Origin of the sequence: Saccharopolyspora sp. NPDC050642, from assembly GCF_040654735.1 — a bacterium.
In the GTDB taxonomy this organism is placed as follows: domain Bacteria; phylum Actinomycetota; class Actinomycetes; order Mycobacteriales; family Pseudonocardiaceae; genus Saccharopolyspora; species Saccharopolyspora elongata.
The window spans coordinates 59,639-83,240 of sequence record NZ_JBFAIN010000007.1 but is presented as its reverse complement, the minus strand read 5'-3'; the positions used below and the strand labels follow the sequence as shown (position 1 = coordinate 83,240).

Annotated in this window: 15 protein-coding genes; all 15 read left to right on the top strand. The window is 70.8% G+C overall.

Annotated features, from left to right (window positions below):
- The first annotated feature begins 163 nt into the window (after nucleotides 1-163).
- Nucleotides 164-355, top strand: coding sequence for a DUF4177 domain-containing protein (locus tag AB0H93_RS13755; protein ID WP_358572058.1), 192 nt, complete (start codon nucleotides 164-166; stop codon nucleotides 353-355).
- A 124-nt stretch (nucleotides 356-479) separates the two neighbouring features.
- Nucleotides 480-1,208 (top strand): MerR family transcriptional regulator, encoded by a 729-nt coding sequence (locus tag AB0H93_RS13750; protein ID WP_358572056.1) that lies wholly within the window; start codon nucleotides 480-482, stop codon nucleotides 1,206-1,208.
- Between the two features lie 285 nt (nucleotides 1,209-1,493).
- Complete coding sequence (locus tag AB0H93_RS13745; RefSeq protein WP_132490895.1) at nucleotides 1,494-1,847, top strand: hypothetical protein; 354 nt, start codon at nucleotides 1,494-1,496, stop codon at nucleotides 1,845-1,847.
- A 347-nt stretch (nucleotides 1,848-2,194) separates the two neighbouring features.
- Entirely contained in the window at nucleotides 2,195-3,433 is a 1,239-nt protein-coding gene (locus AB0H93_RS13740; RefSeq protein WP_358572054.1) for a hypothetical protein, read from the top strand.
- A gap of 895 nt (nucleotides 3,434-4,328) precedes the next feature.
- Nucleotides 4,329-4,652: a WXG100 family type VII secretion target gene (locus tag AB0H93_RS13735; RefSeq protein ID WP_358572052.1), complete on the top strand. Its 324-nt coding sequence runs from the start codon at nucleotides 4,329-4,331 to the stop codon at nucleotides 4,650-4,652.
- A 33-nt stretch (nucleotides 4,653-4,685) separates the two neighbouring features.
- Nucleotides 4,686-4,982, top strand: a complete 297-nt coding sequence (locus AB0H93_RS13730; protein WP_358572050.1) for a WXG100 family type VII secretion target — start codon at nucleotides 4,686-4,688, stop codon at nucleotides 4,980-4,982.
- Between the two features lie 103 nt (nucleotides 4,983-5,085).
- Nucleotides 5,086-5,883, top strand: a complete 798-nt coding sequence (locus tag AB0H93_RS13725; protein ID WP_358572048.1) for a hypothetical protein — start codon at nucleotides 5,086-5,088, stop codon at nucleotides 5,881-5,883.
- A 124-nt stretch (nucleotides 5,884-6,007) separates the two neighbouring features.
- Nucleotides 6,008-8,956 (top strand): hypothetical protein, encoded by a 2,949-nt coding sequence (locus AB0H93_RS13720; protein ID WP_358572047.1) that lies wholly within the window; start codon nucleotides 6,008-6,010, stop codon nucleotides 8,954-8,956.
- A 40-nt stretch (nucleotides 8,957-8,996) separates the two neighbouring features.
- Nucleotides 8,997-12,992: a type VII secretion protein EccCa gene (eccCa, locus tag AB0H93_RS13715; protein WP_358572045.1), complete on the top strand. Its 3,996-nt coding sequence runs from the start codon at nucleotides 8,997-8,999 to the stop codon at nucleotides 12,990-12,992.
- An 86-nt stretch (nucleotides 12,993-13,078) separates the two neighbouring features.
- Complete coding sequence (gene eccD, locus AB0H93_RS13710) at nucleotides 13,079-14,470, top strand: type VII secretion integral membrane protein EccD (protein ID WP_358572043.1); 1,392 nt, start codon at nucleotides 13,079-13,081, stop codon at nucleotides 14,468-14,470.
- A gap of 10 nt (nucleotides 14,471-14,480) precedes the next feature.
- Nucleotides 14,481-15,833, top strand: coding sequence for a type VII secretion protein EccB (gene eccB / locus AB0H93_RS13705; protein ID WP_358572041.1), 1,353 nt, complete (start codon nucleotides 14,481-14,483; stop codon nucleotides 15,831-15,833).
- Nucleotides 15,834-15,838: 5 nt separating this feature from the next.
- On the top strand, nucleotides 15,839-18,484 hold the full coding sequence (locus tag AB0H93_RS13700; RefSeq protein WP_358572039.1) for a hypothetical protein: 2,646 nt from the start codon (nucleotides 15,839-15,841) through the stop codon (nucleotides 18,482-18,484).
- A gap of 64 nt (nucleotides 18,485-18,548) precedes the next feature.
- Entirely contained in the window at nucleotides 18,549-21,851 is a 3,303-nt protein-coding gene (locus tag AB0H93_RS13695; protein WP_358572037.1) for a right-handed parallel beta-helix repeat-containing protein, read from the top strand.
- A gap of 111 nt (nucleotides 21,852-21,962) precedes the next feature.
- On the top strand, nucleotides 21,963-22,373 hold the full coding sequence (locus AB0H93_RS13690) for a YbaB/EbfC family nucleoid-associated protein (protein ID WP_358572035.1): 411 nt from the start codon (nucleotides 21,963-21,965) through the stop codon (nucleotides 22,371-22,373).
- Nucleotides 22,374-22,485: 112 nt separating this feature from the next.
- The gene (locus tag AB0H93_RS13685; protein ID WP_358572033.1) at nucleotides 22,486-23,526 is read left to right on the top strand and encodes a hypothetical protein; all 1,041 of its coding nucleotides are present in this window, start codon (nucleotides 22,486-22,488) and stop codon (nucleotides 23,524-23,526) included.
- The last annotated feature ends 76 nt before the right edge of the window (nucleotides 23,527-23,602 follow it).

Here is a 23,602-nt window from a genome sequence, read left to right as displayed (position 1 = left end):
GGAGGCGGCGCGTTTACTCCATGTACGGGTCATGAAGAGCCGAGAAGCGGCGCGCGGGTCGGTGCTTGACCATGCCCTCGGGGCATGGTTTCCAATGCCGGCGACATCAGACGACTCAGCGGCTCGGTACTGGTCCCGAGCCCGAACCAGGGAGGACGCGCCGATGGCCGCCGGATGGGAGCACAAGGTGCTGACCTACAAGCTCGGGTGGAAGGGCTTCGACTACGCCCAGATCGAACGCGACCTCGACGACCTCGGCAGCCAGGGCTGGGAGGCGGTCAACACCATCGTTCCGAGCGTCGGGGCGGGGCAAACGATCGAGATCGGCATCATCGTCAAGAGGGCTCGCGCCTGACACCGGTCGAGCGCGGAGACCCGGCCACGCACATCGCCGACGCTGGAGTCGGGACACGGCGGGCCAGCGGTCCGATCAACGATGGCGAGGGTTCCCGCCGAGAGCACGAGAGGAAGGCGGTCCGGTGGCGTGGAGCACGCGTCAGTTGGCCGAACTCGCCGGCACAACGCTGAAAACCGTCCGCTACTACCACAAGGTCGGATTGCTGGACGAGCCGGAAAGAGCGGCGAACGGGTACAAGCAGTACCAGATCAGGCACCTGATCCGGCTGCTGCGGATCCGCCGGCTCGTCGACCTGGGCGTGCCGCTGGCTGACATCGCCGCGATGGACGAGTCGGACGAGAACGCGGACCAGGCGCTCCGCTCCCTCGATGCCGAGCTGGCGGCGAGCATCGAACGCCAGCAGCGGATGCGGGAGGAACTGGCCGTGGTCCTCCGGCATCGGGCCATGGCCGACCTGCCGCCGGGTTTCGACGCGAGCGCCGCCGATCTGCCGGCCGCCGATCGGGCCCTCCTGCTGATCTTCTCCCGGGTCTTCGGGCCCGCGACGATGGCAGCCCTGCAGGAGCTGCAGGCCGCTCCCCGCACCCCGGTCGATTCGGAGTTCGATGCCCTGCCCGCGGACGCGAGCGAGGAAGCCCGGCAGCAGCTGGCCGAACGCTACGCCCCCGAGATCCGCCGGCAGTACCAGGACCACCCGGCGCTGGAAGATGCGGGTGCAACGGCCCCCCGGGGCGAGGCCTTCACCATGTCGGTCGTAGTCCAGGGGCTGGTCGAGTTGTACAACCCGGCCCAGATCGACGTCCTGCAACGCGTCAACGCGATTCTCGAGGAGGACCGCCCTTCCTCGTGAAGGCGGCCCTGATCGGGCAGCGGTTGTCCGATGTGGAAAGCCGCGAGGACGCGCTGTCGCAATGGGACGGCCGGCTGGTCACATTGGACTCCGCACCGGTGTCGTCGGCGGAAACCTGGTGGTCCCAACCTGGTACACGAACCACGTCCGCGAGAGGTTCACTTTCCCGGCGTGATCGGGCAGCGCCTTTACCCGGACGTCATCGGCGCGCAGCGGATCGCGGCCAATCGGTCCCGCGCTTGGTTGACTTGTTCTGCAAGCGAAAACCGCTGAAAGGAACACTTGATGCAGCAGGCCACCAAGCGTTGGACGGGTCGGGGAATCGCCCTCGCCGTCGCGGCGGGCGCCGCGCTCACCATGGGGACGTTCGGCACCGCGCAGGCCGCCACCCCGGGCGTCTTCAAGCTGTGCTCCAAGGGGTCCTACGACTCCTACGCGACGTTCCCGGAGCGCGGCGGTTTCTCCACCTTCGTCGTCCGCAGTGGCGAGTGCCAGGACTTCAACTACGGCGGCAACGGCCCGGAGCGGGTGGACATCGTCAACGCCAACAGTGACGGCGTCATCGGGTCGGTCACCTACGACGGTCGTGCGGGCCTGAACATCGCCACCGTCGACGGGCCGAGCTTCTACCCGTTCTGACGGGACCGGTCGAAGGCCGAACTGCGCCGTTGCCGCGAACCGCGGCAACGGCGCAGTCGTTTTCCGGGGCCGATTCCGGCCCTGCAGCGCCGGGCCGCGGGTGTGCTCCGGGGTGCTGAATCATGTACGTCTGTACACCAAATCGGTGCGCGGGGGTGCATTCTGCCCCAAGGTCATTCCCGATAGTGTGGGAATCAGCGATGGCCTCTTGACAGGGATGGGGGTGGCAGGTGCGTTTGTTCTCGGCTGGCGGCCGATCGGATCACCCGTCCGACAACCGTGGCTCGTCGAAACCTGCCGAATCCGGTGCGAATCAGGGGTTCCCCTCGGTCTACGACCAGCCGACCATGCCCATCAAGAGGGTGGATCGGCGCAAGGACCAGAAGCTGCTGGTGCTGGCCGGTCTCGGCGGGCTGGTGCTGATCGCGGCCCCGGTCGTGGTGTTCAGCCAGGCCTTGGGCGGGGAGCGCCCGCCCTGGATCAACACGGGCGACCCCGCAGGCATGCAGCTCCCCTTCGAGACGGGGACGTACGCGGCCCAGCCGACGCAGATCTCCCCGCTGCCCGCGACATCGGCCCGCCTGGACAAGGCGGGGCGCCTGGTGGTGGTGGCGAGGGGGCAGAACCACGAGGTACTGAGCAGTACCCAGGTCGCCCCGTCCTCGGGATCGGCCACCACCGGGTGGGTCAACCTGGGAGGAAGCGCCGCGGGGGACCCGGTCATCGCGACGAACGCCGATGGCGAGCTGGTGGCCTTCGCCATCGGCACCAACGGCGCCCTGATGGAGAACTACCAGGCGAAGCCGAGTACCGGCGCGGTGGCGAACTGGCGCGTGCTCGGCGGCACGAACCTCGTGGGAATGCCCGCCGTGGCGCAGGACGCCGTGGGCAAGCTGGTCGTGGTGGCCCGGGCCGCCGACGGGTCGCTGTGGACGGCCCAGCAGACCCAGCCCGGGGGCAGCACCTGGACCGAGTGGCGGAGCCTTCCGATGCCGGCGGCCCACGATCCCGCGCTCTTCCGGGATTCCAAGGGGAAGTTGCGCATCTTCGCGGCCGGACCGGACCGTCAGCTGCGGACGATGGCGCAGGCCGGGCTCGCCGTCGACGAGTGGAACGCCCCGCGGAGCCTGGGCGGCGCCACGACCGGGCCTCCCGCGGTGGCCATGGACGACCAGGGCAGCCTGCGGGTCTTCTCGCTCACCGTGGACGGCTCGCTGCTCGACAACGTCGAGTTGAGCGCTGCGTCGGACACCTGGAGGGGCTGGCAGAGCCGGGGCGGCCAGCTGATGGGGCGACCGTTGGCCGTCGCGGATCCCAAGGGCTGCGTGGTCGTGCACGTGTTGACCGTCAACGGCACCGTGCAGGAGATCTTCCAGCTGCCGGATCGGAAGTTGTGGAGCGAGTGGCACGACCACGCCGGCAGCATCGCCAAGCTGGTGGCCTCGGCCCAGGATTCGCAGGGCAGGTTGGCCGTCTACGGGATCAGCAAGCGGGGCGGCATGGAGCAGACCTACCAGGCGATCCCCGCCAGCGGCCCGTGGGTGGGCTGGGAGAGCGACCTTGGCGGGGTCTTCCCCACGAAATGACGCGCCCGCCGCGGGTGCAACGCTGTCCGCGTGCAGTTCCGATCGGAACTGCACCCGCGCGGCCCTGGTGAGCCTTTTCCAACCTCGTTTTGCGTGGCGGTGCGGGTGGCGGAACCTCAGAGGCTCCCTGGTCTGTGGGTGCCCCTCCTGATGTATGTCCAATACACGGCGGAGGGGCCGTCCTCGCCGAGGGAACCCCGGAGGGGTGGGCACCGTGAACCCGCGGCGGTGCAAGCTGCGAGGGTGGGCTAAGGCGGCTGCGCCGCCTTGCGGCAGCCCCGAGGCGCGGGGCTTCAGGCGGCTGCGGATCGACCAGGATGAAAAAGACTCGGTGAATCCGGCTCCGCGAAGGTGTTGTGCGATACCGGAATGTCCCATTCGTAATTCTTCGCGCCGGCGTCTGCGAACCCACCGGCGAGCATTGTGGCCAGACGATGTCAGGCCCTTGAGCGCCTGTGGTGCGGGCTAGAGGTCGTTCCAGAATGGCTCCGCCCGGCTCATCCGAAGACACCCGGTACCTGGCGCCGATTTCGCGCGAAATCACCATCCCGCCCTCACGTGGAGCGACGATTTCGCGCGAAATCGTCGCTCTGCGCCTCGTGCGGCCACGTCCCGCACGGGCTCGCGGCCGGATCTGGAACGACCCCGCGGATGTGCGGGCCGCCCGTCGGATTGCCTTCGGTGGCCTCAGGTTTTGCCTGTTCGCGGGCTCGAGGTGATCTGGCAAACCCCGGCGTGCCGGAACGGGCAAGGCTGCCTCCCTTTCGGGTAGGGGTGCACCGGATCGGCTGGGCGCGCGGCGAACCCGGCGGAAGACTTGACAGGTGCCCGCGCCCGCGAGTCGGCCGGTCCGGCGCGTGACCGCGGGTCCAACAGAGACCGGAGGAGTTCCTGAATGGCAAACTTTCCGCAGGTGCAGACGTCGCAGCCGGGAATGCAGCAGGCTGCGCAGATCTTCAGCGACCGGGCCACCGAGTTCACCCAGGAATTGGGGCGCATCAACTCGATGATGGCGAGCCTCCAGGGCAGCTGGACCGGTACCGCGTCCAACAACTTCAACGCCGCCATGGACAACTGGGAGCGCTCCTTCCAGGCGATCATCAACAAGCTGATCAACATGATGGACGTGATGGGCGTCAACACGAAGGACTACGTGGCGTCCGAAGACGACGCGGCCAACACCGCCCAGTCCTTCGCCACCGCCCTGCCCGGCGTCTGACGCACATTCCTCCCGAATCATAAGGAGAAGAAGTTGTCCGACTACAGGTTCGACTTCAACGTCGCGGACATGACCCTCGACGAGATGAACGCGGTCAACGGCCGCGTCAAAAGCGCGCTCGCAGACATGGAAGCCCAGGTCGAGCGGACCCTCTCGGACTGGACCGGTGTCGCCCAGGAGGCCTATCGGGCGGCCAAATTGGAATGGAACCAGCAGGCCGATCAGATGCCGGTCTACCTGGAGTCGGGGCGCCAGACCCTGCTCTCCATCTCGGACAACTACGGCACCACCGAGCAGCGGGCCAAGCAGATCTGGGACGGCAGCCGCTGACCTGCCGCGATCCGCGGTTCGGCCGCCGGGGAGGGTTCGGACTTCTCCGGCGGCCGTTCGCGGCTGAGATCCGCGGCAGGTCCTGAAGAAAGGGAGGTTCGCAATGGCCGAAGAATTGAAGGGGCTCGACTACTTCCTGGCGAGCGACGCCTGGAAGGACACCAAGGTCGCCGACTGGTCGAAGATCGACGCCTACGTCGAGCACGGCTGGCTCACGGATCAGGACCGGAAGTACCTGCACGCGTACGGGAGCATGGTCGCGCTCAGCCCGGACTCGTCGGGCGGGTTCTCGGAGACCGACGCGGCGTGGAAGAAATACCTCGACGTCGACGAGAAGCACAAGAACGACCCGATCTTCAACGACGAAACCAAGGCGGAGGACATCCCCCCGCCGGACTGGGACGACGGCCCGCAGGACGGGAAGGACTACCACAAGGACGGACCCTCCGACATTCCGGGAACTGAGAAGACCCCGGTGGGCGACGTTCCCAAGGTACCGGGCGATGGCGGCGACAAGAAGAAGGGCGGCGACGGTGTCATCAGCGTCAACACCAAGGCCCTCGCGGTGTTCGCCGACAATGTGGAAGCACTGCGCGTCATGATCGGCAAATCCAAGAAGAAGACCGACGAGGTGAACGTCCTGCCCGGCGGGTTCAACGTCGCCTTCAAGCTGCGGGACAAGATCATGGGCACCGGTGAGAAGGATCCCGGCCTGAAGAGCAACGTGCGCAACTACATGGACGGGCTGGACATCGCGCTGGCGAACGTCCGGGACGAGGTCCGGAAGCTGATCGTCGACTACGACAGCACCGAAGAGCTGAACAAGCTCACCACCGACAAGCTCAACAAGGTGATGCGGGACTCGTTCGGCTTCATCGACTCGAGCTCGCGCTCGAAGTAGCGGGCCCGGTGCCGGTGGTGGACGGCGGTTCTGGCGCGCTGGCCGGGCCGTGGCGGGGCCTGCCGGTGGCGTACGGGCGCTGAATTCTGATCTTGGTTTGGTCTTCTAGGGAGCGTGATGGTCGATGGCTGAGTCGGAAGAGAACGAAAGGCTGAAGTTCGGCGATTACGACGCGGACGTCTTCCGGAAGGACGAAATCGACGAGCACGCGGTGTTCATCAACCACAAGGCGCCCTACCAAGACGGAAAAGACGAGGATTTCAGAGCCTGGGATTGGAAGCAGATCAAGGCCGCGCTGTGGGGCGGTGCCGCCCTGTCGAGCGACGCCCTGTGGGAACAGGCTTGGCACGAGGTCGACCCCAACACGCTGTACGCGGCGGGCAATGCCTTCCTGCACATCCAGGAGACCATGCACGCCGTCGCCAAGAACCTGGAGGCCCAGGCGAACGCGGTCGCCGGGGAGCACGGCTCCTGGAAGGGCCAGGCGGCCGGCGTGTTCCTGGCCAAGATCCAGACCCTGGCCAACAACATCAAGGACAACGCCGACCGGCTGGGCGGCCCGGACACGGTGCACCCGGTCCCGTCGAAGCTGTACGACAACGGTCGTTGGCTGGCCTGGGCCCGCGACGCGGTGAACCAGATCGACCAGCACTACGCCCAGGTGGCGAGATGGCGCGGCGTGGCGGACGTGATGGACAACGGGTTGGTCAAGGTCAGTGACGACGAAGAAGTCGTCAAGGCCATGAACATCGAGATGCAGAAGCCCATCAAGAAGCTCGCGGACAACTACGGCGTCACCGTCGACCAAGTCCGGACCACGACGCCGGTGCCGCCGGGCGGAAGCGGCGAGAAGCCGCCGCCCATCGACAAGAAAGGCGGCCCACCCCCGCCGCCGCCGCCGAAGGGTCCCCCGCCGCCGCCGAAGAGCCCACCGCCGCCGCCGCAGAAGCCGCCGCCGGGTTCTCCGCCGCCGCCGAAGAGCCCACCGCCGCCGCAGAGCCCGCCGCAGAAGAGTCCGCCGCCGCCGGGTTCGAAGCCACCGCCGGTGGGTCCCCCGCCGGGTTCGAAGCCACCGCCGGGTTCGCCGCCGCCCGTGGGCCCGCCGCCGGTGGGCCCGCCGCCCGGCCAGAACCAGCCGAAGAACAACCAGAAGGGCGGACAGTTCAACGAGATTCCGCCGCCGGGTTCGAAGCCGCCGCCGGGTCCGCCGCCGCCGGTGGGCCCGCCGCCGGGCTCGGCGCCGCCTCCTGGTTCGCAACCACCTCCCGGCTCGAAGCCGCCGCCGGTGGGTCCGCCGCCTCCGGTGAGCCCGCCGCCCGGCCAGAGCCCGCCGAAGGACAACCAGAGCGGGGGCCCAGGCGAGGTTCCGCCGCCCGGCTCGAAGCCGCCACCCGTGGGTCCGCCGCCGGGCTCGAAGCCGCCACCAGTGGGGTCGCCGGGCTCCACGCCGCCACCGGGCGGCATCGGTACGCCGCCCCCTCTGGGGTCACCGCCGGGCTCGACGCCGCCACCGGGCGGCATCGGCACTCCGCCGCCGGTGTCGAACCCGCAGGACTGGTCGCCTCCTCCCGGTGGCCAGGTTCCGCCGGGCGGGCAGCAGGATCGCGGCGGCATGCCGATGATGCCGCCGATGATGCCCCCGGGCGCCGGTGGTGGTCAGGGTTCGGGTGCGGAGCGCCCGGACGCCTCGGGCTTGCTGGACGCCGGCGAACAGCCCTGGGGCGAGAACCCGCCGGGACTCGGGCTGCCGGAAGCGCCGCAGGGCGCCGATCCCGGCGGCGTGGGGCTGAACGTTCCGCCGGGTGGCCAGCAGGTTCCGGGTGGGATGCCGATGGTTCCGCCGATGATGCCTCCGGGTGCCGGTGGTGGTCAGGGTTCCAACGCGGAGCGCCCGGATGCCTCGGGCTTGCTGGACGCCGGCGAAAAGCCCTGGGAGAGCGCTGGTCCGAACGTTGGCGAGCCGGAGGCGCCGCCCGAAGGCGTTCCGCCGGTGGCGGGTCCGCAGGACTGGTCGCCGGGCCAGGGCTTGCCGCAGAACGGGCAGCAGGTTCCCGGTGGGATGCCGATGGTTCCGCCGATGATGCCTCCGGGTGCCGGTGGTGGTCAGGGTTCCAACGCGGAGCGCCCGGATGCCTCGGGCCTGCTGGACGCAGGTGAGAAGCCTTGGGAGAGCACCGGTCCGAACGCCGGTGAACCGGAAGCACCGGGTGGTGCCGTTCCGGGCGGGCCGGGCCGCGGCATGCCACCGGCCAATGTGGAGACTCCGGCGCTTCCGCTCGACGCGGCAATGCCGCTCGAAGGCGTTCCGCGTGCGTCGGGTCCGCAGGGCTGGTCACCGGGCGAGAGCACGCCGCAGAACGGGCAGCAGGTTCCGGGTGGGATGCCGTTGGTTCCGCCGATGGTGCCTCCGGGGGCCGGTGGTCAGGGTGCCAGCGCAGAGCGTCCGGACGCCTCGGACCTGCTGAACGCCGGCGAAAAGCCTTGGGAGAGCGGCGAGCCCGACAGCGGCGAACCCGAGGCGCCTGCCGATCTGGCCGACTCGGTCGCCGCCGGTCGGCCCGACGATACGGCCGGTCCCGGGCACCCGGCGGAAACCCCGGAGGACCACGTGCCGATCGTCAGGCGCGACGCGACGGAGCAGGACACCAGCGCGTGGGACGTGCCCAGCGACGGCCTGCCGTGGCTGGTGCCGTTCCCGGTGGCCGCGCGCCCCGAGGAATCGGAGCGCGACCGGCCCGCACCGGACCACGCGCTTCGGGACAGCAAGCCGTGGACCGGCGCGCCGTCGTCCGACAACGGCTACGCCACCTGGCGAAGCGCGAAGTGGGCCGAGGGGAACGGGAAACCGGTGGAGGACGAGCAACCGCTGATGTGCGGCGGCCCGACGCTGAGCCCGGAGGAAGTGGCCGCCATGCGGGCCGAGAAGCAGGCCCAGGCCGAAGCGGAGGCCGCGGCGGCGGAAGCCGAGGAGGAGGACGAGAAGAAGGAGCGGTCCAGCGCGGACCTGCTCGTGAGGGATAACTCTGCCTGGGGCGCAGGACCGGCCACGCCGCCTTCCGGAGTGATCGGATAGGGGAGATTCCGCACTCGCCGACCGCAAATGAGGCACACCCATGAGCACCATCACGGTGAAGCGGCCGCCACGGGTCGCCGGGCCGGAGATGCCCGAAGGCGAGGTCGAGCTGCAGGAGCCGCCGGTGATGGCGGAGCCCGCGGCGCTCGACTTCCGCTCGGCGGCCATGTTCCTGCCGATGGGCATCGGCTCGGCGGCGATGGTCATGATGTTCGCGTCCTCCAGCAGGTCGCCCGCGATGTACATGATGGGCGGCATCATGGGCGTGGGCATGCTGATCATGGGCCTGAGCCAGATCGGGCGTGCCGGCGCGGAGCGCAAGATCAAGATGCGTTCCGAGCGCCGCGACTTCCTGCGCTACATCGCGCAATTGCGCGAGAAGGCGCGGGAAGCCGCGGACCAGCAGCGGCGGGCGGTCGTGTGGAACCACCCCGAGCCGTCCTGGCTGTGGTCGGTGGCGAGCGGGCCGAGGCTGTGGGAACGCCGGGCGAACGACACCGACTTCGGCCGGGCCCGGATCGGGTTGGGCACGCTGGCCGCGGCGGTGGAGTACACGGCACCGTCGACGAAGCCGATCGAGGACCTCGAACCGCTCGCCGCGGTCTCGCTGCGCCGCTTCCGGGAGGCGTACCGAACGGTGTCGGGCATCCCCATCTCGGTCGGCCTGCGCAGCTTCACCAGCGTGGAGTTCGCCGGTTCCCAGGAATCGGCGGTGGGGCTGGCCCGCGCCATCCTCGGCCAGCTGGTCACCTTCCACTCGCCGGACGAGCTCCGGGTGGCCGTGCTGACCGACGAGACGGGGCAGCCGGAATGGGACTGGGTCAAGTGGTTGCCGCACAACGCGCACTCGACGATGCAGGACCCGGCAGGCCCGCTGCGGCTGTTCGCCTGCGACCACGACGAGCTGCTGGACGTGCTCGGCCCCGACATCACCGACCGGCCCGACCACGATCCGGGCAGCCGGCCGGGCGTCGTCGAGCCGTTCATCGTGGTGGTGGCGCACCAAGCGGACATCCCCGAGTCCTCCCGGTTGCTCGACGGCGGGCTGCGCAACGTGGTGCTGCTGGACCTCACCGGCAAGATGCCGGGCGGGCCGAAAGTGCTCCGCCTGACGGCGGAAGGCGACGCGGTGGAGTTCCCGGCGGGGGATGAGACGGGGTCCGCGCAGCGCGACGAGCTGAGCCTGGCGCAGATCGAGTCGCTGGCCAGGCTGCTCGCGCCGAAGCGGACGAGCGGCTCGGTCGACGTCGTCGACCAGCCGCTGGAGAACGACTTCGAGCTCACCAGCCTGCTGGGCATCCGCGACCCGCGCACGTTCGACGTGCCCGCGCTGTGGCGGCCCCGCGCCGCGCAGCGGGCCCGCCTTCAGGTGCCCATCGGCGTCACCGAGGACGGCGAGGTAGTCGACCTCGACCTGAAGGAACCCGCCCAGGGCGGGATGGGGCCGCACGGCATGCTGATCGGCGCCACCGGCTCCGGCAAGAGCGAGCTGCTGCGCACCCTCGTGACCGGCCTCGCCGCGACCCACTCGTCCGAGATCCTGAACCTGGTGCTGGTCGACTTCAAGGGCGGCGCGACGTTCCTCGGGATGGACCGCCTGCCGCACACCTCGGCGATGATCACCAACCTCGCCGACGAGCTGCCGCTGGTCGACCGGATGCAGGACGCGCTCAACGGAGAGCTCGTGCGGCGGCAGGAACTGCTGCGGGCGAGCGGCTTCTCCTCGTCGTTCGAGTACGAGAAGGCCCGTGGGGGCGGCGCGCAGCTGGTGCCGTTCCCGGACCTGTTGATCGTCGTCGACGAGTTCTCCGAGCTGCTGGCCAACAAGTCCGAGTTCATGGACCTGTTCGTGTCCATCGGGCGGCTCGGCCGAAGCCTCGGGGTGCACCTGCTGCTCGCGTCGCAGCGCCTCGAAGAAGGCCGGATCCACCGCGTCGAAGGGCACCTGTCGTACCGGATCGCGCTGCGCACCTTCTCCTCGATGGAGTCGCGGGCGGTCATCGGCGCGGCGAAGGCGTACGAGCTGCCGTCCGATCCAGGCAACGGCTACCTGAAGATCGACACCACGACGCTGGTCCGCTTCAAGGCCGCCTACGTCTCCGGGCCGTGCCCGCCGAGCGACGGCCCGGTCGCCGCCACGGAGAACCGTGCGTTCTCCGAGGTCGTCTCGTTCCGCACGCAGCCGTATCCGAGCCTGCATGCGCTCCGGCCCGCCGAGGAGGAACCGGATTCCACCGAGGCGCCGGAGGAAAAGCCCGAGGTGGAGTCCACTGAGGACGTTCCCTCGCTGGTCGACGTCATCATCGGGCGCTTGGCGGGCAGCGGCCCGCCGGCCCGCCAGGTCTGGCTGCCGCCGCTGTCCGAGGCGCCGAGCCTGGACACGCTGCTGCCCACCGTGGTGCCGGACCCCGCCCGCGGGATGACCGTCGACGACCCCGGCAGCCGGGGCGTGCTGCGGGTTCCGGTCGGCGTCGTCGACCGGCCCTTCGAGCAGCTGCGGGACCTGCTGGTCGCCGACCTCGGCGGGGCCGACGGGCACGTCGGCGTCGCCGGCGCGCCGCAGAGCGGGAAGTCGACGCTGCTGCGGACCCTGGTGCTGGGGCTCGCGCTGACCAACACGCCGGAAGAGGTCCAGTTCTACTGCCTGGACTTCGGCGGCGGCGGGATCATGTCGGTGTCCGGCCTGCCGCACGTCGGTTCGGTGGCGACCAGGATGGAGCACGACCGGGTGGTGCGAACCATCGCGGAGCTGACCCAGCTGCTGGAACGCCGCGAAGCCCTGTTCGCCGAGCACGGGTTCGAGTCGATCTCGGCGTACCTGCGGGCCCGCGCGCGGGGCGAGATCGACGACCCGTTCGGCCACGTCTTCCTCGTCGTGGACGGCTGGTTCACGGTCAAGCAGGACTTCGCCGACGTGGAGACGAAGATCGGCGAACTGGCCTCCCGGGGGCTTTCCTTCGGCATCCACGTGGTGCTCAGCGCCACCCGCTGGTCGGAGATCCGCCCGTGGCTGCGCGACCTGCTGGGCACCAAGTTCGAGCTGCGGCTCGGTGACTCGATGGAGTCCGAGATCGGTTCCCGCAAGGCGGCCACCGTGCCGAACCAGCCGGGGCGCGGGATGACGGCGAAGGGATTCCACTTCATCTCGGCGTTGCCGCGCCTGGACGGCACCTCCGGGGCCGACGACCTGGCCGACGCGACCAAGGGCGTCGCGGAGGAGATGCGGGCGTTCTGGCCCGGGCGCGGCGCGCCGCCGGTGCGGATGCTGCCGACCCACCTGCCCGCGGCAGAACTCCCGGCGCCGGAACGGGAATTCCGGATTTGCCTCGGCTACGACGAGCAGCGGCTGGAACCGGTGTGGCACGACTTCTTCGTCCACCCGCACCTGATGGTCTTCGGCGACAGTGCGACCGGCAAGACCAACCTGCTGCGCCTGGCGCTGCGCTCGATCCGGCAGCGGTACGGCCCGGACGAGGCCAAGATCGTGCTGGGCGACGTGCGCCGGGACCTCGACCAGGAGGTGCCCGCCGAGTACGGCGTCGGCTTCGGCTTCAGCTCCGACACCCTCTTCCAGCTCGCCGAGCAGGCGCTGGGATCGATGACCAAGCGGGTGCCGGGCCAGGACATCTCCTCGGAGCGGCTGCGCAAGCGCGACTGGTGGGAAGGCCCGGAGCTGTTCCTGGTCGTGGACGACTACGAACTGCTCGGCCGGGGCGGCGTCAGCTCGGCGCTGGAACCGCTGCTGCCGATGATCCCGCAGGGTGTCCACATCGGACTCCACCTGATCATCGCCCGGAGCACCTCGGGCGCTATGCGCTCGATGATGGACCCGGTGCTGCGCAGGCTCTGGGAGCTCGGCACGCCCGGCGTGCTGCTGTCCTACCCCAAGGAAGAGGGGAAGTTCCTCGGCGAGGCCGGGCCGCGCAAGCTGCCGCCGGGGCGCGCCCAACTGGTCACCCGCCGGGGCGTCGGCCTCATCCAGACCGGTCTCGTGACCGCCGATTCGACCACCACCGCCTCACCGGCCGGCTTGTAGGGGACCGCAGTGGGATTCCCCTCCGCGCGCGACGACCGCCGCGCGAGCTGAGTCGACGAAAGCTTTCATCCCAGGAGGAATGGCTCATGACCAGAGCTGCCGAGCTCTGCAGGATCACGGTGTTCGGGCCTGACGGCAAGGCCGACCTCGCCGTGCCCGTCTCGACCACCGTGGCCGATCTCCTGCCGGTGCTGCTCAGCCACACCCGGAAGCAGCCGCAGGGCGGCGAGCAGGGCTCCTGGGTGTTGCAGCGGATCGGCGGGGCACCGCTGGACCAGTCGGGCACCCCGGAGACGTTGGACTGGCTGGAGGGCGAACAGCTGCACCTGCGCCCGGCCGACGATCCGCTGCCCGAGCTCGACTTCGACGACCTGGCCGACGGCATCGCGACCTCCGTCGGGCAGCGCAAGGACCGCTGGAAGCACGAATACGGCCGCGTCCTGTTCACCACCCTGTCGGCCGCGGTGGCCGCGGTGATCGGGTTGGTCCTGCTCGGTCCGGGGCCGACGGAGCTGCACGCCGGCTTCGCGCTCGGGCTGGGCCTGGTCTTCGTGGCCGCGGCCGCACCGGTCGCCAAGAAGCTGGACGACCTCGGGCTGATCAGGCTGACCGGGCTGGTGGGCTGCGCGTTCGCGGGACTAGCCGGGCTGATCGCGGCCGACGGAGTGCCGGACGCAGCGACACTGACGCCCCCGGGAATCGTGGTCGGCGCCGCGGGAGCCGCCGTCGGCGCAGCCATCCTGCTGGTGCTGCGGCGGTTCGTCGCCGACGGAATCCCGTACGCGCCGTTCGTCACGATGCTGCTGGTGGCGGCGGCGGTGATCGGCGGCGTCTGGCTGGGCGCGGGATTCGGCCTGGCGGTCGGCCAGGTCGCCGGGGTGCTGGCCACCGTGCTGTTCGGCGTGGTCGTCTTCGTGCCGAAGCTGACCATCCGGGCCGCTTACCTGCGCGGGCCGCAGCTGCCGCGCAACGCCGACGACCTCCAGCAGGACATCGACCCCGCACCCGCCGACGACGTGTTCGCCAGGACGGCGGCGGCGGACCGGTACATCAGCGTGGCGATGGTCGTCGCCGCCACCGTCTTCGTCGGGGCGTTCCCGTTCATCCTGGCCGAGCCGGGCTGGATCTCGTGGGCCATGGTGAGCCTGCTGGCCTGCGCGGTGCTGCTGCGCTCCCGCAACTTCCTCGGTGCCTGGCAACGGGTTTCGCTGGCCGCGGCGGGCACGTTCGGCCTGGGCCTGGTGGTCCTCTACTTCGCGCAGGAGTTCTCGCCGGGGTGGCGCACCGTCCTGCTGCTCGGGCTGCTCCTGGTGCTGTTCGCCTTGGTCAAGGCCGCCCTGCGGCCCGAGACGCGGCGGATGCTGCCGATCTGGGGACACCTGGCGAACATCTTCGACACCTGCACCGCGCTCGCGGTGGTGCCGCTGCTGCTCCAGCTGCTCGGCGTGTACGCCTGGGCGCGCGGACTGGCCGGGTGAGGGGCGGACCATGCAGACCCAGCGAGACCACGTGCACGCCTACCAGTTCCTGATGGGCCGGATGAGTTCCGCCCTGGTGCTCGGCGATCCCGCCAGCGTCGAGGTGCCCGCCCGGCGGGCCGCGGTCGGCGTCTACATCGGACTGGTGCTGGCATTGCTGATCGCCGTCGGCTTCGGCATCTACGGGTGGCTCGTCCCCGGTGGCAACAACTCCTGGCGGGCGCAGGGCGCGATCGTCGTGGAGAAGGAGACCGGCACCCGCTACGTCAACGTGGACGGCGTGCTGCACCCGACGCTGAACTACGCCTCGGCGAAGCTGCTGCAGGGACCGAACGCAGGCGCCAAGGTGACGTTGCTTTCCCGGGCGTCCTTGGCGGACGCGCCGCGCGGCGCGCCGCTGGGCATCCCGAACGCGCCGCAGATCTTGCCGGCGGCGCAGGACCTGGTCGGTTCGAACTGGCTGACCTGCCTGCCTGGTTCGGCCGGCGCTGTCGCGCCCGGCTCGCCGGAACTGACCCTGAACTTCGACCCCGGCGCTCCCGCCGCGCCGCTGCCCCCGGATCGGTACGCGCTCGTGCAGTCGCCGGAGGGCACGCAGTACGTGCTCTGGGGCGGCGCGAAGCACCAGGTGGCCGAGCCGACCGTGCCGATCGCGCTGGGCATGGCGGCCGCGCGGCCCGTACCGGCGCCGCAGCCGTGGCTCGATGCGCTGCCAGACGGTCCGGTGCTCGCGTCGGCCCAGATCGACGGCAGCGGCACCTCGGGGCCCTCCATCGGCGGCAAGGCGTACCGGGTGGGCCAGCTCTTCGAGCAGCGCTCCGCGAACGGCGACGTGCAGACGTTCGTGCTTCGCCGCGAGGGCCTGGCGCCGATCAGCCGGACCGAGTTCATGCTGCTCGAAGTCGCCCCCGGCACACCGGAACCGGCCCGGATCGACCCGGCGGCCGTCGCCTCGGCGCCGCGCTCGGCAGACCGGTCGCTCCTCGGGAGGCTCCCCGACCTCAGCGGCGCTCGGTGGCAGGACCACGGCCCGGCCGCGATCTGCCTCCGGCAGGCTCCCGTCGGACCGCGGATCGCCAGCGAGGTGGTCTTCGCGGGCCCGGGCGCCGCCGCGGGCGGTGTCCACATGCGACCGGGGACCGGCGTGGTGGTAGCGGCGCTGCCGATCCCGCCCGGCCAGCGCGTTCCCGACCGCTACCTCATCACCGGCGACAGCAAGTACCTGCTGCCGGACGACGACTCGATGCGGGCGCTGGGTTACGCCGGAGTGCCGGTGCGGCCCATCGCGAACGATCTGCTCGCCACCGTGCCGAGCGGCCCGGCGTTGAGCCAGGCCGCGGTCGGCGCGACCAGGAAGGGATGAAAGTGATGGCCGCACGGTCCTCGTTGTCCCCGCTGAACCGGCGTCGCCGCGGCGTGCCGGAGCTCGCGCTCGCCAGGCACACCGTCGGCAACGTGCTCGTGGTGTGCCCGGAGAAGAGGATGACCCCGGAGGCGCAGGCGCTGGCCATGTCCGTGGCCCCCGACGACGAGCACGAGATGGTGGTCGTCGACCTTCCCGTCGGCGTCCCGGTCTCGGCCTGGGATTCCGTCGCCGAGCTGCTGCCGCGGCGGCGCCGCGGGGTCCGGCTCATCCTCGGCGGCCGCCCCCGGGAGGCCACCGCCCTGACCGGCCAGTGGTTGTCGGAGCGCATCGGGCGCACCGTGGTGGCCCCGGACGGGGCGATCTTCCCGGGCGTGGGCGGGACGTTGTTCGTCCATTCCGGCAAGGGCAGCGGCTGGGTCCGGTTCCGGCCGGGCCGGCCGCCGGAGTGGGAGGCGAAGCGCTTTCCCCGGCCCTCCTGGGATTCCGGCGCCACCGACCCCCTGCCCACCAGCGCCGTCGGCATGGCCGACCCGATCCCGGGCGGGGTGTGGATCCACGCCGCCGCCCGCGACACCGAGTCGGGCGAGCACTGGTCGCGGCTGGTGAGCAGCATGCCCTGCCAACCGGACGTGCTCACCGTCGTGCTCGGTTGCCCGGGCACGCCGCCGCTTTCGCTCGATGACGTGAGCCGGTTCTGGCGGCAGCTCGACGGCCAGATCCGGGAGAAGGTCCGCTTCGTGCAGTACGGCCCCGTCCGGCTGCCGCAGGGCGGCACGCTCGGGCAGGCGCTCGCGGACCTGCTCGAAAGCCGGGTCGTCTGCTACACGGGAATGCCGGTCGGCTCGACGACGACCCCGGACATCTACACGGTGTGCGCGGACGGCGGGCTCGGCTGGCACGCCTTCGCCCGCGAGGTCGGGTACCTGCCGAGGACGGACCCGGCGTTCCGGGAGACCCCCGCGCTGCTGTCGCACCGCATCCCGGTCAGCGGGGTGGAACAGGTCGCACCGGCGGTCTACTGGTACACGCCCGACGCGGTGCTGGAGGTCGTGCAGTCCGGCTTGTGGGTGCGCCCGCCGGAGGGCGCGCAGAACGCGGCGGCGGTGCGAGCCGAGCCGCCACGCGCCGACGTCAACATCCTGGCCTTCGACGCCACCGACGAGAAGCGCGCCGAGCGCATGCGGCTGCTCGCCCAGGACGTGCTGGCCCGGCTGGACCCCGCCACCCGGGTGCGGTGCCGGCTCGTGCCGGCCTCGGAAGTGGGCCGGGCGGAGATCCGCATCGCCGGTCCCGCGCAGGGCGAGCTGGTCGCCGAGGCAGAGCAGCCGTCCGGGCGGGCGGCCGGCAACTCGTCGGTGACCGACACCGTGCAGCTGCCCGTGGTGCTGGACGCGGTGCGCACCGACACCGATGGGCCTGCGGTCGTCGCGAGCCCGGTCGCTGAAATCCCGGTCGCCGAAACCCCGGTCGATGCCGGGATTTCCCTCGACACCGGGTCGCCGGTCGACGACGTCGTCGTGGCCGTTGCCGAGGTCCCGCCCGCACCCGCCGCGTCAGCGGCCGTTGCCGAGGCGCCGCCCGCACCCGTCCCCGCAGTGCCCGCGACCGAGCCGCGGCCCGAAGCCGGCCCGGCTTCGGCGATGGCGATCCGCCTGGAGAGCTCGCCGGTTCCCACCGTCGGCGAACCGCCCGCGCCACGGCCGGCCGTCACCGCGCCGTCGGCGCCGGAGCCGCCCGCGCCGAGCGCCACCCCCGCGCCGGACCCCACCCCGGCTCCGGAACCGGAACCGGAACCGGCAGAAGGCGGCCGCGCGGAAGCGCCGGAGGAGCCCGCCGAACCGCGGCTCCAGCCCATTCCGAAACCCGCGGCGTCGGCGCTGGTGGCCGACCACGGCCTCACCGAGGAGCGCGCCTGGTTGCGCCGGACGCTGAGCCGCGATTTCGACACCATGTCCCACTCGACCTCCCGGATCCTCTCGGAACACCCCGGTTTCCAGGGCTCCGACGGCCGGTCGTCCGCCGACGTGCTGACCGATGCCGTCGCCGTCCGGCTGCACCTCTCGGAGCGCGGCGAGGCGATCGACCAGGCCCTGCGGACCGGCGAGAACGGGCCGCACGTGCCCTTCTCCCGCTGCGTGGTCTCCGGGCTGACCCGGCTGCCGTCGCACCGCGGCGCGACCACGTTCACGGCATCGCCGACCCCGCAGCAGTGGGAGCTCTACGAGCAGCGGCGGCTGGTGACCGACTGGAGCTTCATCCACGCGCTGACCGAGCCCAGCCCGGACCAGCAGGGCGAGGTCGACGTGCTGGTGTGGTCGATGACGGCCCGCCGCACGAAGCTCCTCGAACCGGGCGGTGCCGACGAGGTCGACAACCGCGTCGTCTTCGTGCCCGGCACCAGCTTCAAGATCCTGGAACTGGCGGAGCCGGGAGCCGACGGCACGCGCGGCCGGATCCTCCTCCGCGAACTGGCGGAGTCCGAAGTGGACGAATCTGGACGGGTGGCCGCGCGGGGGTCGCTGGACGAGCTGGCGATCACGTCCCTGCGGCGCTGCGTCGAGCGCTGGTCGGCGGCCCAGCCCCGAGGCGTGGTGGGGGAGTCCGCCACCCGCCGGTTCGGCTGGATGCCGGGGCTGGTGCAGCGGTGATGGCGGGGGAGAACGGCGATTTCGCGCGGAAGCATCGAGGGCGGCGGAGAGAGGATGACGGGCGATGAACCGTGAACTGCTGGTGGTGGGCGGAGATCGGGCGGGGGCGCACCCCACGATCGCCTCGGCCCTCGCGGCGGCCCCCGACGGGGCGATGATCAGCGTCCGCGCCGGCCGGTACGAGGAGAACCTCGTCGTGAACCGGATGGTCAGCATCGCCGCCGAGGACGGCGACGGCACGGTGGAGGTGCACGCCGCCGAGGGCAGCGCGCTGGTGGTCGACGCCGGCGGCGTCCAGCTCCGGGGCCTGCGGCTGGCCTGCGATGACGCCACCGTCGCGGCGGTGGACGTGCGGCACGGCGAGGTCGCCCTCGACGGCTGCTGGGTGGCGGGCTCGTCGTGGGCGGCCCTGCTGACCAGGGGAACGGGATCGCTGGCCATGCGCGGGTGCGAGGTGACCAACACCGGCGGCGCCGGCATCGTGATCACCTCCTCGTCGCCGAGCACCGTGGAGGACACGGTCGTGGCCGACGTGGCCTCGTCGGCCGCCGTCGTCGGCGAGGACGGTTCCCTGACGCTGCGCCGGATCGTGATCCAGCGGCCGGTCGGCAACGGCATCTGCGTGAACGGGCGCGGCCGGTGCGTCATCGGCCAGGGCGTGATCACCGCCGCCGCGAAGCCCGCGATCGTCGTGGAGCAGGAGGGCAGCCTCGACGTCAGCAACCTCACGGTGCAGGACGGCGCGAACGTCGATCTCTACTTGACCGGCGGCTCCTCGATCACCATCGCCGAGTCCACGTTCTCCGGCGCCGCGGTGCAGGCCGCGCACATCTCGGGCGCCGCGCGGCCGGTGCTGCGCGGCTGCACCTTCACCGGCGCCGGGCGCAACGCGGTGCAGGTGACGGGGCAGGCGGCGGCCAGGCTCATCGAGTGCGTCCTGGCGGACTCCCCGGTGGGGCTCATCGTGGACGGCGAAGCGTCGCCCAGGTTCGAGAAGACCTCCGTGCGCGGGACGACCGAGGCGATCGCGCAGCTGTCCACGGCCGCGTCGGTGCACTTCTCCGGTTTCCGGGCCAACGCGACCGAAGGCGCCGGCCTGCTGGTCGACGGCGGCGTGGTCGAGTTCGACTACGCCTCGATCGAGACCGGCGCCGCCACGGCGGTGGAGCTTTCGGGGACGGCGAAGGCGAAGCTCACCGACGTCACGATCAGCACCGGCGCCGAATCGGCCGTCGCGCTCACCGGCAACGGGCGCGCGGAGCTGATCTCGTCGATGCTGCGCGGCGGCGGGCTGGCGGTCGGTTCCGCCGAGGTCGTGATGCGGGACACCGAGATCGTCGACGTGTCCTCGGACGGCGTCCGGGTCGGCCGGGGCGGATCGATCACCGGCACCCGCTGCCGGATTCGCGGGGCGAGCGGGCACGGCATCCGCGTCGCCGACGGCGCCCGCGCGGAGCTGGCGGAGTGCGAACTGCTCGACAGCGGCGGGAACGGCGCGCACCTGGAGACCACCGAACCGGTGCGGTTGAGCCAATGCGTGGTGAAGAACAGCGGCGGCATGGCGGTCCGGCGGCCGTCGGACGACCGCCAGGTCGTGGTGGAGAACCTGGTGACCCAGTCCGCGAGCAGCACGCCGCGGCCGACGGGGAACGACGGGCCGCAGCCGGAACCCGACGCCGCCGGGCAGGGCGATGCAAGCCTTCGCGAGGCGGGCGGCGCGGTGCTCGACGGCCCGCTCGCCGAGCTCGACTCGCTCATCGGCCTGGAAGGCGTCAAGCAGGAAGTGCGCGGGCTGATCAACCTGATCCGGATGTCGCAGGTGCGGCAGGAGATGGGCCTGCCGATGCCGCCGATGAGCCGGCACCTGGTGTTCGCCGGGCCGCCCGGCACCGGTAAGACGACGGTCGCGCGGCTCTACGGGGCGGTGCTCGGCGAGCTCGGCATCCTCTCCAGCGGCCACATGATCGAGGCCGCCCGCGCGGACCTCGTCGGGCAGTACATCGGATCCACCGCCATCAAGACGACCGAGCTGGTGACCAAGGCGATCGGCGGGGTGCTGTTCATCGACGAGGCGTACACCCTGACCGCCAGCACCGGCGGCGTCGGCCCGGACTTCGGCCAGGAAGCCGTTGACGCGCTGATGAAGATGATGGAGGACCACCGCGACGAGCTGGTGGTGATCGTCGCCGGCTACTCCGAGCTGATGGAGAAGTTCCTCCAGTCCAACCCCGGTCTGGCCTCCCGGTTCACCCGGACCATCGAGTTCCCGAACTACAGCGTCGAAGAACTGGTCACGATCACGACCAACCTCTGCCGCAAGCACTACTACGAGCTCACCGACGACGCGGTGGAGGAGCTGACCGAGTACTTCACCCGGGTGCCCAAGGGCGAGACCTTCGGCAACGGCCGCGTCGCCCGCAAGCTCTTCGAGTCGATGATCAGCACCCAGGCGTCCCGGCTCGCCCAGAGCCCGCCCGCCAGGGACACCGACTTCAGCCGGCTGACGGCGGCGGACATCGCCCCGCAGAGCGCGATGCTGGAACAACTGCCCGCCGAGGAGACGGCGTCTCCCGACGCCGCCACCGATCCCACCGAGGCGGTGCGGGCCAGCCGGGCGTGGCGGCGGATGTCCGACCTGATCGGGCTCGAAGGTCCGCGCCAGTCGGTCGCCGCGTTGCTCGTTTCGCTGTGCGAGCGCCGGAATCACCGCCGGGCCATCGGCCAGCACGGCAACGCGGTGCTGACCGGACCGCGGGGCAGCGGCAGGCGGGAACTCGCCCGGCTCTACGCCCAGGGGCTTGCCGAGCTGGGGCTGGTCGGCATCGGCCAGGTGGTGCGCGCATCGCTCACCGAGGACCTGCGCCCGGCGTGGCCGGGACAGGCGGAAACCTTGGTGCACAGGGCGTTCCAGGACGCGCAGGGTGGACTCCTCGTGGTGGACGTCGACGCGGACGGCGAGCCCCAGCCGGAGGAGGCGGAGGCGCTGCTGGTCGCATTGCGCTATCACGCCGCCGATCCGGTGGTGGTGCTGACCGGCACCCGCCCCGGTGTGGAGCGCCTGTTCGGCAGCGTGCCGCAGCTGCGCGACTCCTTCGGGGAATGGTGGGAGATCGACGCGTACTCCGCGGCTGACCTGGCCGCCATCGCCGTCCGGCAGCTGCGCGAACGCGGCCACGAGGTGCCCGACGACGTGCGCGCCGCGATGCGCGCGCACATCGAGGCGTCCGGGGAGACCACGGTGCACGGCGTTCACCGGCTCACCCGGCACCTGGCCAGGATGGCGGCTTCGCGCACGCTGGCCGCCGCCGACCTGGCGGGCCTGGCGCGGGTCGTGCCCGCGGTCGGTGGGCTGACCTCGGTCGGCTGAGGTGGCGGTCCGGGCAGACCTCGTGCCCGGAGGACTCCTGGTCGGCCCGCGTCGACCAGGAGCGGCTCCTCATGCCGTTGACTTGATTCGGAAAGCTTTCAGGAGGCTCGAATGTCCGAAGTGGATCGTCGCAACGTGGAGATGTTGCGGGAGGAGTACGAACGCCAGGTCACCGGCCTTGCCGAGTCGCAGCGGCGGATCAGCGAGGCCTCGGCGACCGCGGTGTCCCCGCGCCGCGAGCTGTCGGTCACGGTCGGCCCGCAGGGCGTGATCACCGAGCTGAAGTTCCTGTCCAGCGCGTACCGCCGGCTGGCGAAGAACGAGTTGTCGGAGCTGGTGACCAGCACGATCGCCGACGCCCGGGCCAAGCTGAACGACCAGCTCGCGGAGATCATGACGCCGATGATGCCGCCCGGGCTGGACGTGAAAGCCATGCTGAACGGGGAGATCAGCGCAGAGAAGCTGGCCCCCGACGAGTCCAAGCTGCCGCCGCTGCTCAGGGAGCGGCTGAACCGGCGCTGAGACCTGCCCGCCGCGCTTTCGCGGCCGTGCAAGGGTTTTGCGGTTCGTTCGCCCCGGAGAAGCGGTAACGGGACCGGATTCGACTACGGGCGTGAGTGGAGGAATGAGGACCATGAACCAGTTCTGGGTGGATCCGGAGAACCTGAGCAAGAGCGGTCAGGGTTACGGAGAGGTGCAGGCGAGGTTGCTGGCGCTCCGGCAACGGGCCGCTCAGCTCGGCGCCCGGTACCAGGCGAGTTTCGGCGACGATGACGAGGGCCGCGAGTTCTTCCAGAACTTCAAAGACGGCCAGGAGAAGTTCCTCAACGGGGTCGAACACCAGGCCAAATCGTTGGGCTACATCAGCGACGGCCTGTACGAGAACGGGAAGATGTACGGCGGGTCGCGGGACGAGGCCGACCAGCTGTCGCACAAGTTCAAGACCGCGGGCGAGAACGGTTCCGGCGATTCCCAGAAGCCGACGGGTCACAACATTCCCGCTCAGAAGGACGTCCCGCTGAAGGGTTCGACCGTCAACGTGCCCGTGAAGTCGACGGGTCACAACGTTCCCGCTCAGAAGGACGTCCCGCTGAAGGGATCGACCGCCCACGTAGCGGCCAAGGCCTCGAAGGCGCTAGCGCCGAACCGCGGTGTCGAGCCGAATAAGCCTTCAGAAAAGAGGACGTTCGTGAAGTCGCAGCGTGCCGTTCCCGCCGGCGGGCGCGCGAACGAGGGCCTCAAGCCACAGCTGCCCGTTTCCGACCGCGGATACCCGCTGAACGGGCTCAAACCGGAGGACGTGGAGGTTCGCAAGCCGGGAATGACCTCCGCGATGCGCCTGCGCGCTCTGCGGGAGAATGAGCAGCCCATGGTGTACGGCCACCCGCTGGGCGAGGGGCAGCACATCGTCAGCGCCACCGAACTGTCGAACGGGGCGGTGCGGATCGGCGTCGACGGCTACTCCGACATCACGCCGCTGAACGGCCGCGATCTGACGCTCGACGACCCGAACAACCCGTCCGGGTCGAAGCCCTACCCGACCGAGGACGGGGAGCGGCACTTCCTGGTCACGGAGAAGCCCGGATCGCAGCAGCCCGGGAAGTCGTTCGACGAGCAGGTCTACATGGAATTCCCCCGCGACGGGGAACCGAGTTTCTTCCGCTTCCGCAAGTAGCTGATAGCCCGGGCGTGCGGTGGTGTGGTCGGCGGTGCGAGTCCGAATCGGATGGTGTGGTGAGCGATGGGTGAGA